Raw genomic sequence first — 13,781 nt, 5'->3', positions numbered from 1 at the left:
CAGCGACTTTCCGGGGCTCGAACCCGCCTCGCCCGGCCCGGCACCGCCTGCCGCTCCGCCCGTGGGGTACCGGGCTGCCGCGGCAACCCTCGTCGGTGTGGAGGGCCGTCAGTGCATGCCGAACAGGCCCAGCAACTCTTCCCGGCTCAGGCGGCGCAGGTACCGCTGCTCCTCGGCCTCTGCATCGGACGGCTCCGTGAGCGGGTCCATCACCTGGTGGAAGAGCTCCCGCTTCTGCTCTACCAGGGCGGCGATGCGCTCCTCCACGGTGCCCCGGGTGAGCAGGCTGGTCACGTAGACGGGGCGGCGCTGACCGATGCGGTGGGTGCGATCCTCGGCCTGCTGGGCCACCGCCGGGTTCCACCAGTGGTCCAGGTGGTAGACGTGGTTAGCCCGGGTGAGGGTGATGCCCACGCCGCCCGCCTTCAGCGACATGGCCAGCACCCGCGGCACGTCCTTGTGCTGGAAGTGGTGCACCACCAGCTGCCGGCTCCAGTCGCTGAGGGAACCGTCGAAGAGGATGGCCCCGAACCGCTCCAGCCGGCCCATCAGGGGTTCCAGGGTCACCTTGGGGTACTGGGAGAAGATGAGCACCTTCTCGCCGCGGGCGGTGAGGTCCTCCAGCTCCTGCTCCAGGAAGGCCATCTTGCAGGAAGCCCCTGTGGCGGGATCGAGGTTGCAGATCTGCTTCAACTTGTTGAGCAGGGCCAGGGCGATCACCGGGGCGGCGGCGTGGCCGGCCTGCTGGATCGCCTGGATCGCCGCCCGCTCGGCCGCCTCGTAGGCCATGCGCTGGGCGGGGACCAAGTCCAGCCAGACCGTGCGGTGCTCCTTGGGCGGCAGGTGGCGCAGCACGTCGGCCTTGCGGCGGCGGAAGACATACGGTGCGACGCGCCGGTGGATCTCCTCCACCGGGCAGCCCTTGCGGGCGGGGAGTAGGCCCGGTTTCAGGTAGTGGAAGATGGCCTGGAGCTCCTCCACCCGGTTCTCCAGCGGGGTGCCGGAAAGCCCCCAGCGCCAGCGGGCATCCACCTGCGCCACCGCCTTGTGGATGGCCGTGTTGGGGTTCTTGATGCGCTGGATTTCGTCCAGCAGGACCAGATCGTAGGCTTTCGGATCGGCGTGACCCGCCTTCAGGTCCTCCCGCCAGGTCTCGTAGCCCGCCAGGTGGACGTGGCCCTGGCAGCGCCAGTACCACTGGCGGCGGCGCCGGGGTCCCTCGATGGGGATCGTCCGGAGATCGGGGGCCCACTGCCGCAGCTTGTAGTACCAGTCGAAGATGAGGGTTTTCGGGCAGAGCACCAAGGCCCGCTCCACCTCGCCCCGGCGCATCAGGAGCCGCAGCGCTGCGATGGCCTGGATCGACTTGCCCAGGCCCATCTCGTCGCCCAGCAGGGCCACGGGATGCTCCATGAGGTAATGGGCGCCCTCGACCTGGTAGTCGTAGAGCTCCTCGCCGGGCGGGGCGTAGAGGGCGTCGGGGTCCGGGGGCGTGACGTCGGCACCCCCTGGCAAGTCTAAGAACTGGAGGGGCCCGTCCGGGCTCTGCGCGCCCCATTCGCCGTCGGCGAAAATGCTGGGGGCGGGCGGCAACCCGAGGCTCTGGGTAACCGTTGACAGACTCACGGCGCAGACTCCCTCCCGTTCCACTGTTCCTTCCGGGATAGTCTGCGCCGCGGGCTTGTAAACATAAGCGGGATGTTCTGGCAACGTGCGCGAGGAGGTGCCGTGACGGTGGCCGATGTGGCGGAAATCCGCAAGTTCGGTGTGGAGCCCGATTTTGAACGGTATACGTATGATCCCAACGCCTGCTCCTGGTGCGGCCAGCCGGTGCTGATCATCGAGTCGAAGGAGCGGATGCCGGGCTACCGCACCGAGGCAACGGCGTGCGAGAACTGCATGGCAAAGCTTTCGAAGCGTACCCGGGCCAAGGAGTTCCGGTGGGTGTTTCTGAAAGGGTGGAGGCCGGAGTAGCACCGAGTACCGTGCGGTCCAGGTCCGGCCGCTTGGTCGAAGTCGTGCGTGATGCGATGGCCTGGGTCCGGAAGAACCAGTTACCCCCCATTCAGCGCCGCCAGCGTCTCGGCCGGCAGCCTCACCGGCTCCCGCGGGATCCGGGCCAGGTCGAACTCGCCGACCAGTTCCTGCGGGCGGACCGGCTCCAGCCGGTCGATGAGCCCGCTCAGGTGGGCCAGGTGTCCCACCACCACCTCCGGACGGGTGCCTGCCTCACGGATGCCGGCCAGGGTCACCGCCCCGTGCCGCTTGGCCAGTCGGGCGCCGTCGGGACCCAGCAGCAGCGGCAGGTGGCCGAACGCGGGGACCGGCCAGCCTAGGGCGCGGTAGAGCAGGATCTGCCGCGGGGTCGAGTCCAGCAGGTCACCGCCCCGGAGCACGTGGGTCACGCCCATGAGGGCGTCGTCTACCACCACGGCCAGCTGGTAGCCGATGATGCCGTCGGCCCGGCGCACCACGAAGTCGCCGCCGGCGCCGGGCGGGAAGTGCTGCGGCCCGGCGATGAGGTCGGTGAACGTAACCGCCTCGTCCGGCAGGGCGAAGCGAAGCGAGGGCGTCTTGCCACTGGCCTCCCGCTCCCGGCGTTCCGCAGGCGTGAGGTGGCGGCAGGTGCCGGGGTAGGCCGGACCCTCCGAGGCGAGGCCGTGGGGGGCGGAGGCGATGGCCAGGAGCTGCGCCCGGCTGCAGTAACAGGGATAGAGGTGGCCTCCGGCCTGGAGCCGGGCCAGCGCCTCCTGGTAGAGTTCCTCCCGCTCCGACTGGTAGTACGGACCGTGGGGGCCTCCCACCTCGGGGCCCTCGTCCCAGTCGAGCCCCAGCCAGCGCAGGTCGGCGATGGCCTGCTCGGCCAGGTGGGGGCGGCAGCGGGGCCGGTCGATGTCTTCGATGCGCAGGATGAACCGGCCGCCGGCATGGCGGGCGTGGAGCCAGGCCAAGAGGGCGGTGCGGGCGTTGCCGAGATGAAGCGCTCCCGAAGGGGTGGGCGCGAAACGGCCGCAGATCATGTTCCATCACCGGAGGTTTTATTTTGCCTCCGCGACCGGCTTGACCTTCCTTCCGGGGACGGGTTCCCGCCTTTCCCGGGGGGCTCAGCCCTCCCGGGAGGTGCGCGCCCCCGTTGATCAGGCGGCAGGGCTGTCGGAGGCTTGCCCGTCCCCAGGGGGACGGGTTATTCTGTTCAGGAACAGTCGCGACCACTGGAGGGAAACTGTGCATGCAGAAGGGTTGGCAGGCGGCCGCGGCGCTGCTCCTGGCCCTGACGATCCTTTCCGGGTGCGGCGGGACGAGGGGACCGCAGGACGCATACGGACAGACGGGTGGCGGGCAGGCCGGGGGCGGGCAGGCCGAGCGGCAGATCAAGCAGTGGGATTCGCCCCCGGAGATGACCATCGATCCGAACAGGCGCTACACCGCCACGATGGAGACCACCCACGGCACCATGACCTTCGAGCTGTTCGCCAGCGAGGTGCCGCAGACGGTGAACAACTTCGTCTTCCTGGCCCGCGAGGGTTTCTACGACGGGGTGACCTTCCACCGGATCATCAAGGACTTCATGATCCAGGGCGGTGATCCCACCGGCACCGGCAGCGGCGGGCCCGGCTACACGATTCCTGACGAGTACCCGGTGACCCGGCCGTACAAGCGGGGTACTCTGGCCATGGCCCGCACCAGCGAGCCCAACTCGGCCGGCAGCCAGTTCTTCATCTGTACGGGCGCGGACTGCGGCGGCCTCGACCGCCAGCCTGCCTACGTGATCTTCGGCCAGCTCATCGAGGGTGACGATGTGCTGACCCAGCTGGAGTCGGTGCCGGTGGTGCAGGGCAACTCCTTTGACCCGGTGCCCTCCAAGCCGGTGGACCCACCCGTGATCCAGCGGGTGATGATTGAAGAGCATGACGCGCAGTAGCGGTGTGCGCGCCCCTGCCCCGGACGGGGCGGGGGCGCCGCGGCTCCGGCTGCCGGAGCCGCCGGAGGGATGGTCCGCGGGGCTGGACGGGATCTTCCGCCGGCTCCTGGAGGCGTTCGGGCCGCGCCACTGGTGGCCCTCGGCCCTCGCCCCGGCGCCGGCCAAGGCAGCGCCCTTCGAGATGATCGCCGGTGCGATCCTGGTGCAGAACGTGGCCTGGAGCAACGCCGCCAGGGCCGTGCGGGCCCTGGCGGAGGCGGGGCTGCTGGAGGTGGCGGCCGTGCACGCCGCACCGCCGGACGTGCTCGAGCCGCTGATCCGGCCCGCCGCCTACTTCCGGCAGAAGGCGCAGCGGCTGAAGCGCTTTGCCGCCCACGTGGTGGAGCAGCACGGCGGCGACCTGGCGGCGATGCTGCGGCAGCCGCCGGCGCAGCTGCGGGCCGAGCTCCTGGAGCTGCCGGGCATCGGGCCGGAGACGGCCGACTGTATCCTCTGCTACGCCGCCTGCCTGCCCGTGATGCCGATGGACGCCTACACCCGGCGCATCTTCGCCCGGGTCGGGCTTTTCGAACCGGACGTGGACTACCACGCCATGCAGGCCTTCTTCCACGCCCACACGCCGGAGGAGGCCGACCTGCGGGGCGAGTTCCACGCGCTGGTGGATGCGCTGGGCAACGGCGTCTGCCGCAAGCGTGACCCCCGCTGCAGCGCCTGCCCCTTGGGGCAGATCTGCCAGCGGGTGGGGGTGGGGTCCGCAGCGGCGGGTCCGGCGGACCCGTGAGCGGCTGTGTGGCCATCTGTACTGCGGGCCGGACTGCGGGGGACCGGGTCGAAGGGCCGGGGCGCGGTGAACCGCGCCGCGGCGTGCCGGGGCCAGTGAGGGAGGGGCGCCTGTGCGCATCGTGTTCAAGGACAAGAAGAACTCGTCGGGTACGATCAAGGACGGCGAGATTGTGCTCTATATCTCCAGCCGCCTGCCGGCGGCGGTGCAGGCGCGCCACATCGAGGAGCTGACGCGCCGGCTGTCCGCCCGACTGGAGCGGGCGCAGCAGGCGGCGATGGCCGCCCGGGATCCGCTGCTCGGCCTCACCCCCTCACCGGTGACGGACGATGCGGCCCTGGCCGCCTGGGCCAGGGAGATCAACGCACGCTACTACGGCTTCCGCATGGGCCAGGTGCGCTTTCGGCACCAGGAGTCGCGCTGGGGCTCCTGCAGCGGGCGCACCCGCAACATTCAGATCAGCCACCGCCTGCGGGGCGGCCCCCACGAACTGCTCGAGTACGTCCTGGTGCATGAGATCGCCCACCTGGGCCAAATGAACCACAGCCCGCGCTTCTGGGCCCTGGTGGAGCGGGCCTGCCCGGACTGGCGGGAGCGCCGCCGGTTGCTGCGCCGGTACGAGGAGTGGCTGCGGAGCCAGCCCCCGGGATGGGAGCAGCGCTGACGGGCACCGCCCGGTGGGTTCGGCACCGAGCCGGTGGGGCTCGACGGCTCACCTTACGACGGCTCCGTCCTTGCGGATCGGAATGGACGGCTCCCAGGCGGATGAGCCATCGCCGGCGGGAACAGGTGGCTTCCCAAACGAACGAGCCACCCCGCAGGTGGGGGTGGCTCGATCCTATATTGCGGCGGAAGCGGCCTAGTTCGGGTTGCAGGCGACGCCCTTCACCGCCGGCACCTGGTCCGGGGAGTTGCACGCTGGCCGGTAGTACTCGTAGAGGCTCCGAAGGCATCCCAGCCGTTCGGTCTCATCGGTCACCACCGCGTAGGAATAGGCCGTTTCGGACGTGGCGATGCGCGCCTTGGCGCACGGGTTGATGCCGGCGGCCTCTGCATCGCCCTCGATGATGGTGCCCAGGTAGGCCAGCAGCGTGTTGTAGAGGTTGCTGGCCTGGCCCACGTAGAAGACCTCCCACTCGCCGCTTTCCCGCCGGGCGTGCAGCTTGAAAACGCCCGGCTTCTGCGGCACGTCTACAATATCGAAGGCGTGGGCGAACCGCCCGCCCTTCCAGTCCAGGCCCAGGATGGTCATCCAAGCCACGGGCTGCTCCCCTTTCATGTCTATACTGAGATATTATTCCCTCATGCACCATTGGTCAGTATCGTATCACAGAAGGGTGACTACCGTCTAGCGGTGGCCTGTCCAGGCGATGGCAGGGGACTGGGGAAGGGAGAGCATCACCGGCCGCCGAATCTGGTCAGGGGTCACTGCGTGAAAAACTCGACGGGCCGAATGGAGTGGGCCTTTACTTAAGGAGATATGCTTGTGACACGACCTGGTGTGAAGCGCTCTATTGTACGACCGCTGCTTCTGGTCATGCTGGCGGCGCTGGTGGGCTGCAGCGCCCTCTGGGCCGCGCCTGCGGCGGCGCCGGGTCCGGGTATCGAGGCCCGGGGCGAGCCGTCCCCGGGTACGGACGCCGTGACGCCTGGCGGCGAATCGGGGTCCGCGACCGGGTCCGGAGACGAGAACGGGAATGGGACCGCCCCGTCTGACTCTGGGGTGGGGTCCGGAACGGGCGACGCAGCCAACCCCGGGGCCGTAGGCGAGGGCAGTGCGGAGGCCGGCGCGGGAAATGGCACGAGCGCGGGTGGAGGTGACGGCGCGGCGTCGAGCGGGAAGCACGGTGCGGGCGCCGACGTTGCACCGCGCACGGAGCCGGCCGATCCGCGCCAGGTGACCATCGCCTTCACGGGCGACATCATGCTCACCCGGATCCCGGGCGAGTACCTGGCCAGTGGCGAGGATCCCTTCGCCGGCGTGGCGGACGCGCTCACCGCCGCGGACCTCACCATCGGCAACCTGGAGTGCGTGGTGGCCACGGTGGGCGAGCCCGTCCCCAAGTGGTGGAACTTCCGCTGCCACCCGCGCGTCGTGCCGGTGCTGGCCCGGTACTTCGACGCGGTCTCGGTGGCCAACAACCACTCCGGCGACTATGGCAAGGAGGCCTTCGCGGAGCAGCTGCAGATCCTGAAGGAGGGCGGCCTGCCCTACTTCGGCGGCGGCATGAACTTCGCCGAGGCGCACCAGCCCCTCATCCTGGAGCGAAACGGCCTGAAGGTGGCCATCCTCGGCTACAACAACGTGGAGCTGCGCAGCTACGAGGCCGGGCCGGATACGCCGGGGCTGGCCTGGATTGAGCTGGACCAGCTGGCGGCCGACGTGCAGGCGGCCCGGGCGCAGGCCGACATCGTGGTGGTCTACCCGCACTGGGGCTACGACTACATGCCCTGGCACGCGGAGGACCAGGCGGAGATTGCCCGGGTGGCCATCGACGCGGGGGCCGACCTGGTGGTGGGCAACCATCCGCACGTCACCCAGCCCGTCGAGCTGTACAACGGCCGGCTCATCGCCTACAGCCTCGGCAACTTCGTCTTCGACGACTTCGTGGACGTGGGACCGGAGCTGCAGGAGGCGGCCCGTACCAGCTGGGTCCTGACGGTGACGGTGGGGAAGGACGGCATCCGCCACTGGGAGACGCGGGTCGCCCGCACGGACGACCGGGGTTTCCCGCAGTGGGTGGAGGGGGTTGCCTCGCCGTGCAGCGACGGGGCGCCCGAAGACGGTTTCCTCTGCTACCCCTGATCGGGATTGGCGCACACGCCGAGGACGTTTGTGGGCTGCGGGTGCTTATCACGGCACCGGCAGCCCACTTGCATGTGAAGGGTGTGAGGGCTCGTGCGCCAGGCAACTCGCCGGCAACGGGAGCGGTCCGGATGCTGCCCCGGTTAGGCAGGTTCGTGACCGCTCGAACCCATTGGTCTGAACGGGCCTGGCAGGCAATAGATCATGAGTAGAGCAGACGGAGGCATGGCTGGGATCGTTGCGCCATAGTCGCCGGCGTGGGGCAGACTACTTGCGGGGGCCGGTCTGGCCCGGGGCAGGTCCCCCGCACCCAGGGGGAGCAGACCGGCCAGGAGAAAGGAGGATGCACCCCGTGGAACGGGACGCCGCACTGAGACAACTCAAGTTCCTGTACGACCGGATTCAGCGGACCACACAGCGCCAGGAGCACCTGCCGGATGCCCTGGCCGCGGCCGTCGAGCCCGAGTCGCTGAACTACAGCCAGGATCTCGTTCGTTTGCAGTCGGAGTACAACCGCATCGCGTGGGATGCGCAGGCCGAGGGAATCCTCTCGGCCGCCGAGCTGGCGGAACAGGGCCTGCCAGACCGCTTCTGAACAGAGCCCGGCCGCTTCCCGGCCCGGCCTTTCCAGCGCGAGGTCGGCCAGACCGCTTCCTCCGGATGCGCGACCAGCCCGCCGAAGAGAGCCCGGCCCAAGGTGGCCGGGCCTTGTGTCGTGTCTGTGCCCGGAGATTCAGCCCAGCTGGACCGGCAGGTCGAGGGCGATGGCCGAGCGGCAGAGGCGGGTGAGCGCATCCCACACGCCCACCGGTCCGCCGACGCCGGCGGGGGCCTCGTCCGCCGGCACTGCCCGCGCCCGGGCCATCGCCTCGGGGAAGCGTTCGGCCAGCAGCGGCTCCAGTGCGTTCAGCTCGGCCAGCAAGGCCACGGCCGATCCCAGCGAGAGATCCCCCAGCACAAACGCCTGGGGGAAGTCATACGGCACGTACAGGCCCGAATCCCCGGCGTGGTTGATCAGGTGGTTGAACTGCAGCCCGGCCTTCACCCGCCCCTCCTGGTAATCGGCCACGGTGTAGCCGTGCTGCGCCGCAGCCAGCGCACGCAGGGCCTCCAGTTCGTCCATGGTCCCCACGGTCGCGGAGAGGCCTTCCTCGGCCCGCGGCTCCGCCAGGTGGGTTTCCAGGAAGTACAGGGTGTTCAGGGCCTCATCAATCTCCTCGGCCCGGGCGCGGTCTTCTTCCTGCATCCGGGCCAGCTCTTCCGGGTCGTCTTCCCCGGTGGTCATCTGGTAGGCCTCGAGGGTGAGGACGAGCGGGGCCACTGCTGCGAAGATCTCCATCCGTCCTTGTCCTTTCTCCATGCAGGGTGCCTAACGCCGCAACGCGGCCGTACGGCTGCAACGCTGGTTGCACCACTCGGTGAGGGCGGCCTGCAGCACCGCGTGGGCGAGGCGTTCGGTGCGGCCGTCTGAGTCCCGGTCCGGGTGGAACTCCACCAGGTCCATGGCGACCAGATTCCGCCCGCGCACGATGGCGCGCACCAGGTCCACGGCCTCGGCCGTGGTGAAGCCGCCGGGCACGGGAGTCATCGTGCCGGGGGCCTCGCCGGGATCCACGGAGTCGATGTCGAACGAGAGGAAGATGTTGGGCCGCAGCCGGGCGAGAAGCCTGTCTCGCTGGGCCCTGACTTCGTCGGGGGAGAACACCTCCACCCGCTGCTCGGCCAGCAACCGGCGCTCGCCCGGATCGAGGTCACGGATGCCCCACAGGTGCAACCGGTCCGGGCCCACCACCCGCGCCAGGAAGTTCGGGAGAAGCCCGGTCGCAAGGGAGAGCACCATGCCATGAGGATTCCCCGTGGGCGAGGTTTCGATGATGTTGAAATCGCCGTGGGCGTCGACCCAGACCACGTCGAAATCGTGGCCCAGCGCGGCCAGGGCCATGATGGTGCCCAGCGAGGTGGAATGGTCGCCGCCGATGGTCAGGAGCAGGTCGCCAGGCCGGGCGGTGCGAAGCCAGTGGTCGCGCTGCAGACGGGCCGCCTCGACGACCTTGGCCACGCGGACCGGAACCGGGTCAGAGGTGAGGCCGGGCTGCAGCGACAAGTCTCCGTGGTCGACGACCTCGGCGTCGAAGCGTCGAAGCGCGCTCAGCAGACCCGACGCCCGCAGCGCTTCGGGCCCGTGCCGCGTGGCGCTCCGCGGGAGCCCAAGCGTGGTGGGAAAGCCGAGTACCTGTATGGTCATTGCGTCACTGCGCCCCCAATGTTCGGAAGAGTGTATGCAATGTGGTATATGCACGTCTGCATATTCGGGTTCCACGGCGGCGATTCCTTCCGGAAGGGTTATGGAATGGCTTCCGGGTTCAAGCTAGGGTGGGGAGGTTGGTGTGATGCCGAAGAAGGTCAAGGGCACAGCAGGCAAGACCCGGCAGAAGCAGCCCAAGGAACTCACGCCGCTGGACCGTCTGAAGCTGGAGATCGCGCAGGAACTGGGGCTGAGCGAGAAGATCGCCCGGGCCGGGTGGGCCGAACTGACCGCTGCAGAGTCGGGCCGCCTGGGCGGCATCCTGAGCCGGCGGCTGAAGGAGCTGCAGTGCGTCATCGGTCCCAAGGGGACGCTCATCCCGTCCGCAAAGCCCTGACCCCCTGCGCCAGTCAGGGAGGAGCGGCGTCCTCCGGCGGCCGGAGTGCAGTGTGCCGGTGCGAACCCCCTGGCGGGTTTGCAGCCAGGGGGTTCGTGCTGCGAATCGGCGGTGACGCACGGCAACGCACCGGCGGTAACGCGCGGCCTCAACTGGACTTGGAACCGGGTTCGTTCCCCGGAGGGTAGGCGGCCTTCGGCGGAGCGGCACCGATGGCGCACGTACTGGGACGGTCCCCTGTACATCAGGTTTGACTTTCCCACCGACGAAAAAGTGTCGGCCCCGACGACATGAAAACGACCGGAATTACTGCCGGTTCTGCCGGAGCGACTCGGCGATGGACTCCAGGGCCCGTACGGCCCGTGTGGCCAGCCACAGCGACCAGGCACAGACCGCTATCGGAACGAGAATGCCCAACATGGCAGGCAACAGCATCAGCGCGGACCTGGCGAAGAAGACGTTGCCGGAGATCCTCCCACCCCTCAGGTTGTTCATGCTCGTCTCACGAGATGCGCAGATGTCGCTATCCGCTTCGCTCACTTGGACGGCGAAACGTGTAGCTGCGGAACATCGCAGTCCGCGTTACCCGAGTTGTGAGCGCTTCGGCCTGTGCCTGGGTTCAGCGCGACCCCCCCTGGTGCCCCCGAGACCAGGGGGGCGTGCTCTGGCCGCCCGTTGCGGGCGCCGGTGAAGCGGGGCCAGAGAGCCGCGACCCGGGAAGGGCCATCACACGGTGACGGTCGTCCCGGCGGCCGCAGCGGCCAGCTCCGCGTGACGGAAGCAGTCTACCAGGTGGTCGTTCACCATGCCCGTGGCCTGCATGTACGCGTAGCAGATGGTGGGTCCGACGAAGGTGAACCCCCGCTGCTTCAGGTCTCGGCTCAGCGCGGTGGACTCGGGGCTGCTGGAGGGCACTTCTTCCGGCGAGCGCCAGTGGTGGATGCGCGGCGCACCGCCCACAAAACGCCACACGTACCGGGCGAAGCTGCCGAACTCCTCCTGGATCCCGACGAAGGCGCGGGCATTCTGAACCGCCGCCTCGATCTTGCGTCGGTTGCGGATGATCGTGGCGTCGCCCAGCAGTGCCTCGATCTCCGCCGGTCCGAAGCGGGCCACCGCGGCAGGGTCGAAGTCGGCGAAGGCCCGGCGGTAGGCCTCCCGTCGTTGCAGAATCGTGGTCCAGCTCAGGCCGGCCTGGGCGCATTCCAGCACGAGGAACTCGAACAGGGTGCGGTCATCGTGGACGGGCACGCCCCACTCGGTATCGTGGTAAGCGGCGAGAAGCGGGGTGCTGGCCCACTGGCACCGGTGCAAGGTCATGGGGGACACTCCTTCCGCACATGGGACTGGTCAGAGCGGTCGTACATCCGATCCCATCATCATCTGGTTGCGCTGGATGAATTCGCCAGAGACTGCCGAACTCCAGCTCGCTTCGCCGGAAAACTTGTTCTCCCCGCTCGGATGCGCGCGTCCCCCGCTAACGTGAACCGGGGGATTGGGCACGGGGGCCGCCGGCCGTTACCTGCCGCCGGTGGCGCCCCCGCCGTCCGCCGAAGGCGTCCCCACCACCACTGCCGCTACTCGATGTAGATCATCTTCCGGGTCATCCCCCCGTCCACCACCAGCTGCTGGCCGGTGATGAACCCGGACTGCGCCGGATCGGCCAGGAAGACGGCGGCCGCGGCGATGTCCTCGGGCCGGCCCACCCGGCCCACCGGGTGCTGAGCGTGGTCCTCGGGCCGCAGTTCTTCGTTCCGGACGTCGATCCAGCCAGGCAGGATGGCGTTCACCCGCACCGCCGGCCCCAGCGTCATGGCCAGGGCGTGGGTGAGGGCCAGGATGCCGCCCTTGCTGGCCGCATAGGCTTCGGTGTTGGGTTCCGACATGAGGGCCCGGGTGGAGGCGATGTTGACGATGGCCGCCTGGCCGGCCGCCCGCAGGAGGGGCGCCGCAAACCGGGACATGAGATAGGTCCCCCGTAGGTTGATGGCGATGACCCGGTCGAAGTGGGCTACCGGGGTCGACTCCAGGGGGCCGAACTCGGAGATGCCGGCGTTGTTCACCAGCACGTGCAGCACAGGGCCCACGCGGGCCAGGAACTCTTTCACCTGCGCCTCGTCCGCGACGTCGCAGCGGTACATCTCGACCCCATCCACCGGAAGCGGGTCCACGTCTATCCCCAGCACCCGGGCGCCCCGGGCCGCAAAAGCCAGGGCGATGGCCCGTCCGATGCCCCGGGCGGCGCCGGTTACGGCCACGACCTTGCCTGCAAAGGTCTGCTCCATGATGCATCTTCCTTTCTTCCCGTGATTCGTGCGGGTGCCCTGATCGCCCGCCCCGCGGGTTCCGGTTCCCCCTCATGATGGGAGGCTACGACGCGCGGCACTCAGCCATGTGCCCCGGGGCATCCCGGTTGCCTCCGCGTCAGGCCGGAAGCTCCCTTGCCTCTTCTCATCTGCCCAGCTGCACCAGTGCAGCTCAGCCGCGTCCGGCGAAGCTGGCCGGCGCGTACCGTTGCCCTCGCGCCCCCAAGACCGTCCGGCGTTCACCCACACGGGGCCGGGCGGGGACTGCGCCGGACCGCCTGATTCCGGGTCGAGCGCGGTGAGGCCGGTCCCAAAGGCGCCGGCGGGTTTCCGCACCTCTCCCTCGTAATTCTTGGAAACTAACGCTTTCACTCCTCCGTCCCATTGAACAGCGAATATTAAGGGAGGTGAGGCGCATGCGCCGATTCCGGAGAGTACTCGCCGCCGTGCTGGCCCTGGTGGCGCTGACCGCTGCCCGTGCGCAGGCGGCGACGTTCGAGTGGCGGACGCCGGCATTGCCGCTGGACAAGCCGATGGTCAGCAATATTGCGTACGGAGCGGGACGCTTTGTGATGATGGCCGGCGACACCCTGCGCACCTCCACCGACGGCGTGACGTGGACCGACGTGCCTTTGGACCTCAACGAATATTTTGGGTCCGTTCACATCTACTACACGGGCAACGAATTCGTTGCCCTCGGTTGCACTGTGCGCTGCGATACGATCCTGACGTCTGCTGACGGTCTCTCGTGGGAACTCCGCTCCCACTACTACACTGTGGCCGGCCTCGACCGATTCGCCTACGGGAACGGGCGGTACCTCCTCACCTTCGTCAGCTCCTTCGACACGCTGACCTCCACCGACCTGGAGGAATGGACCCGCACCCCCCAGACGACCTGGTTCCAGCAGGTGGTCTTCGGCCAGGGCCTCTTCGTCGGGGCCGAATGGTCTGGCGGCCGGATCCTCACCTCGCCCGACGGGGTCGAGTGGACCGTGGCGTTCCAGCCCGACCAGCCGATCTGGATCTATGACCTGGCATACGGAGACGGCCTCTTTGTCGCTGTGGGCGAGACCGACCCCCTCCGCCAGACCGTGGTCCTGACCTCCACAGACGGGAAGGACTGGACGCTACAGGTGTTGGATGGGCAGCCAAGTCTGAAGTGGATTAGCTACGGCAACGGCCTGTTCTTCGCCAGCGGCCCCGACGCCCTGGCCATCTCGGATGACGGTGCAAACTGGGAGATCGGCCCGAACCCTGCCGGACAGCCCCTCGCCGTCATCTACGGCGCCGGTCACGATCCCATCCACGTGTCCCTGCCGGGCCA

The 13,781-nt window shown here is 68.9% G+C and carries 16 protein-coding genes; 8 read left to right on the top strand and 8 right to left on the bottom strand.

Annotation, left to right across the window (positions count from 1 at the left end):
- Window positions 1–108: 108 nt before the first annotated feature.
- Entirely contained in the window at window positions 109–1,626 is a 1,518-nt protein-coding gene (locus AB2385_RS10335; protein ID WP_367654905.1) for a DEAD/DEAH box helicase, read from the bottom strand.
- Between the two features lie 108 nt (window positions 1,627–1,734).
- On the opposite strand from AB2385_RS10335, the gene AB2385_RS10330 reads away from it, so the two are divergent.
- Window positions 1,735–1,974: a hypothetical protein gene (locus tag AB2385_RS10330; protein WP_367654904.1), complete on the top strand. Its 240-nt coding sequence runs from the start codon at window positions 1,735–1,737 to the stop codon at window positions 1,972–1,974.
- Window positions 1,975–2,054: 80 nt separating this feature from the next.
- Here the strand turns inward: AB2385_RS10330 and gluQRS are convergent, their stop codons facing one another.
- Entirely contained in the window at window positions 2,055–3,020 is a 966-nt protein-coding gene (gluQRS, locus tag AB2385_RS10325) for a tRNA glutamyl-Q(34) synthetase GluQRS (protein ID WP_367654903.1), read from the bottom strand.
- A 209-nt stretch (window positions 3,021–3,229) separates the two neighbouring features.
- Between gluQRS and AB2385_RS10320 the strand changes: the two genes are divergently transcribed.
- From AB2385_RS10320 to AB2385_RS10310, 3 genes are all read left to right on the top strand, one after another.
- On the top strand, window positions 3,230–3,922 hold the full coding sequence (locus tag AB2385_RS10320) for a peptidylprolyl isomerase (RefSeq protein ID WP_367654901.1): 693 nt from the start codon (window positions 3,230–3,232) through the stop codon (window positions 3,920–3,922).
- Window positions 3,909–4,703: an endonuclease III domain-containing protein gene (locus AB2385_RS10315; protein ID WP_367654900.1), complete on the top strand. Its 795-nt coding sequence runs from the start codon at window positions 3,909–3,911 to the stop codon at window positions 4,701–4,703. Before AB2385_RS10320 ends, AB2385_RS10315 begins: the two co-directional genes overlap by 14 nt.
- 112 nt (window positions 4,704–4,815) lie before the next feature.
- Window positions 4,816–5,367, top strand: a complete 552-nt coding sequence (locus AB2385_RS10310) for a M48 family metallopeptidase (RefSeq protein WP_367654899.1) — start codon at window positions 4,816–4,818, stop codon at window positions 5,365–5,367.
- 195 nt (window positions 5,368–5,562) lie between these two features.
- On the opposite strand, the gene AB2385_RS10305 is transcribed toward AB2385_RS10310, so the two are convergent.
- The gene (locus tag AB2385_RS10305; protein ID WP_367654898.1) at window positions 5,563–5,964 is read right to left on the bottom strand and encodes a hypothetical protein; all 402 of its coding nucleotides are present in this window, start codon (window positions 5,962–5,964) and stop codon (window positions 5,563–5,565) included.
- Window positions 5,965–6,189: 225 nt separating this feature from the next.
- Between AB2385_RS10305 and AB2385_RS10300 the strand changes: the two genes are divergently transcribed.
- Together AB2385_RS10300 and AB2385_RS10295 are read left to right on the top strand one after the other, a co-directional pair.
- Window positions 6,190–7,509, top strand: a complete 1,320-nt coding sequence (locus tag AB2385_RS10300; protein ID WP_367654897.1) for a CapA family protein — start codon at window positions 6,190–6,192, stop codon at window positions 7,507–7,509.
- Window positions 7,510–7,852: 343 nt separating this feature from the next.
- Window positions 7,853–8,104, top strand: coding sequence for a hypothetical protein (locus tag AB2385_RS10295; RefSeq protein ID WP_367654896.1), 252 nt, complete (start codon window positions 7,853–7,855; stop codon window positions 8,102–8,104).
- Window positions 8,105–8,242: 138 nt separating this feature from the next.
- On the opposite strand, the gene AB2385_RS10290 is transcribed toward AB2385_RS10295, so the two are convergent.
- Together AB2385_RS10290 and AB2385_RS10285 are read right to left on the bottom strand one after the other, a co-directional pair.
- Window positions 8,243–8,848 carry a hypothetical protein gene (locus AB2385_RS10290; protein WP_367654895.1) on the bottom strand — a complete coding sequence of 202 codons (606 nt, stop codon included), beginning with the start codon at window positions 8,846–8,848 and terminating at the stop codon, window positions 8,243–8,245.
- Between the two features lie 30 nt (window positions 8,849–8,878).
- Window positions 8,879–9,754, bottom strand: a complete 876-nt coding sequence (locus tag AB2385_RS10285; protein WP_367654894.1) for an arginase — start codon at window positions 9,752–9,754, stop codon at window positions 8,879–8,881.
- A 145-nt stretch (window positions 9,755–9,899) separates the two neighbouring features.
- Here AB2385_RS10285 and AB2385_RS10280 point away from each other — a divergent pair, with 145 nt between their 5' ends.
- Entirely contained in the window at window positions 9,900–10,151 is a 252-nt protein-coding gene (locus tag AB2385_RS10280) for a small, acid-soluble spore protein, alpha/beta type (RefSeq protein WP_367654893.1), read from the top strand.
- Between the two features lie 306 nt (window positions 10,152–10,457).
- Here the strand turns inward: AB2385_RS10280 and AB2385_RS10275 are convergent, their stop codons facing one another.
- The 3 genes from AB2385_RS10275 to AB2385_RS10265 all read right to left on the bottom strand — a co-directional run bounded on the left by AB2385_RS10275 (window position 10,458) and on the right by AB2385_RS10265 (window position 12,436).
- Window positions 10,458–10,646 (bottom strand): hypothetical protein, encoded by a 189-nt coding sequence (locus AB2385_RS10275; RefSeq protein WP_367654892.1) that lies wholly within the window; start codon window positions 10,644–10,646, stop codon window positions 10,458–10,460.
- Between the two features lie 231 nt (window positions 10,647–10,877).
- Entirely contained in the window at window positions 10,878–11,471 is a 594-nt protein-coding gene (locus AB2385_RS10270) for a DNA-3-methyladenine glycosylase I (RefSeq protein WP_367654891.1), read from the bottom strand.
- 257 nt (window positions 11,472–11,728) lie between these two features.
- Entirely contained in the window at window positions 11,729–12,436 is a 708-nt protein-coding gene (locus AB2385_RS10265) for an SDR family NAD(P)-dependent oxidoreductase (protein ID WP_367654890.1), read from the bottom strand.
- Between the two features lie 437 nt (window positions 12,437–12,873).
- On the opposite strand from AB2385_RS10265, the gene AB2385_RS10260 reads away from it, so the two are divergent.
- Window positions 12,874–13,781 (top strand): hypothetical protein (locus AB2385_RS10260; protein ID WP_367654889.1); only part of this gene is annotated, 908 nt, incomplete at its 3' end.

The organism is Symbiobacterium sp. (assembly GCF_040797425.1).
Taxonomy (GTDB): Bacteria; Bacillota; Sulfobacillia; order Symbiobacteriales; family Symbiobacteriaceae; genus Symbiobacterium.
This window is presented reverse-complemented; position numbering and strand designations above follow the sequence as displayed.

What these genes read in the sequence shown, in the direction of transcription:
- AB2385_RS10285 (WP_367654894.1), bottom strand. Translation starts at nt 9,754, where the DNA reads ATGACCATACAGGTACTCGGCTTTCCCACCACGCTTGGGCTCCCGCGG.
- AB2385_RS10275 (WP_367654892.1), bottom strand. Translation starts at nt 10,646, where the DNA reads ATGAACAACCTGAGGGGTGGGAGGATCTCCGGCAACGTCTTCTTCGCC.
- AB2385_RS10265 (WP_367654890.1), bottom strand. Translation starts at nt 12,436, where the DNA reads ATGGAGCAGACCTTTGCAGGCAAGGTCGTGGCCGTAACCGGCGCCGCC.
- AB2385_RS10295 (WP_367654896.1), top strand. Translation starts at nt 7,853, where the DNA reads ATGCACCCCGTGGAACGGGACGCCGCACTGAGACAACTCAAGTTCCTG.
- AB2385_RS10270 (WP_367654891.1), bottom strand. Translation starts at nt 11,471, where the DNA reads ATGACCTTGCACCGGTGCCAGTGGGCCAGCACCCCGCTTCTCGCCGCT.
- AB2385_RS10290 (WP_367654895.1), bottom strand. Translation starts at nt 8,848, where the DNA reads ATGGAGATCTTCGCAGCAGTGGCCCCGCTCGTCCTCACCCTCGAGGCC.
- AB2385_RS10320 (WP_367654901.1), top strand. Translation starts at nt 3,230, where the DNA reads ATGCAGAAGGGTTGGCAGGCGGCCGCGGCGCTGCTCCTGGCCCTGACG.
- AB2385_RS10280 (WP_367654893.1), top strand. Translation starts at nt 9,900, where the DNA reads ATGCCGAAGAAGGTCAAGGGCACAGCAGGCAAGACCCGGCAGAAGCAG.
- gluQRS (WP_367654903.1), bottom strand. Translation starts at nt 3,020, where the DNA reads ATGATCTGCGGCCGTTTCGCGCCCACCCCTTCGGGAGCGCTTCATCTC.
- AB2385_RS10315 (WP_367654900.1), top strand. Translation starts at nt 3,909, where the DNA reads ATGACGCGCAGTAGCGGTGTGCGCGCCCCTGCCCCGGACGGGGCGGGG.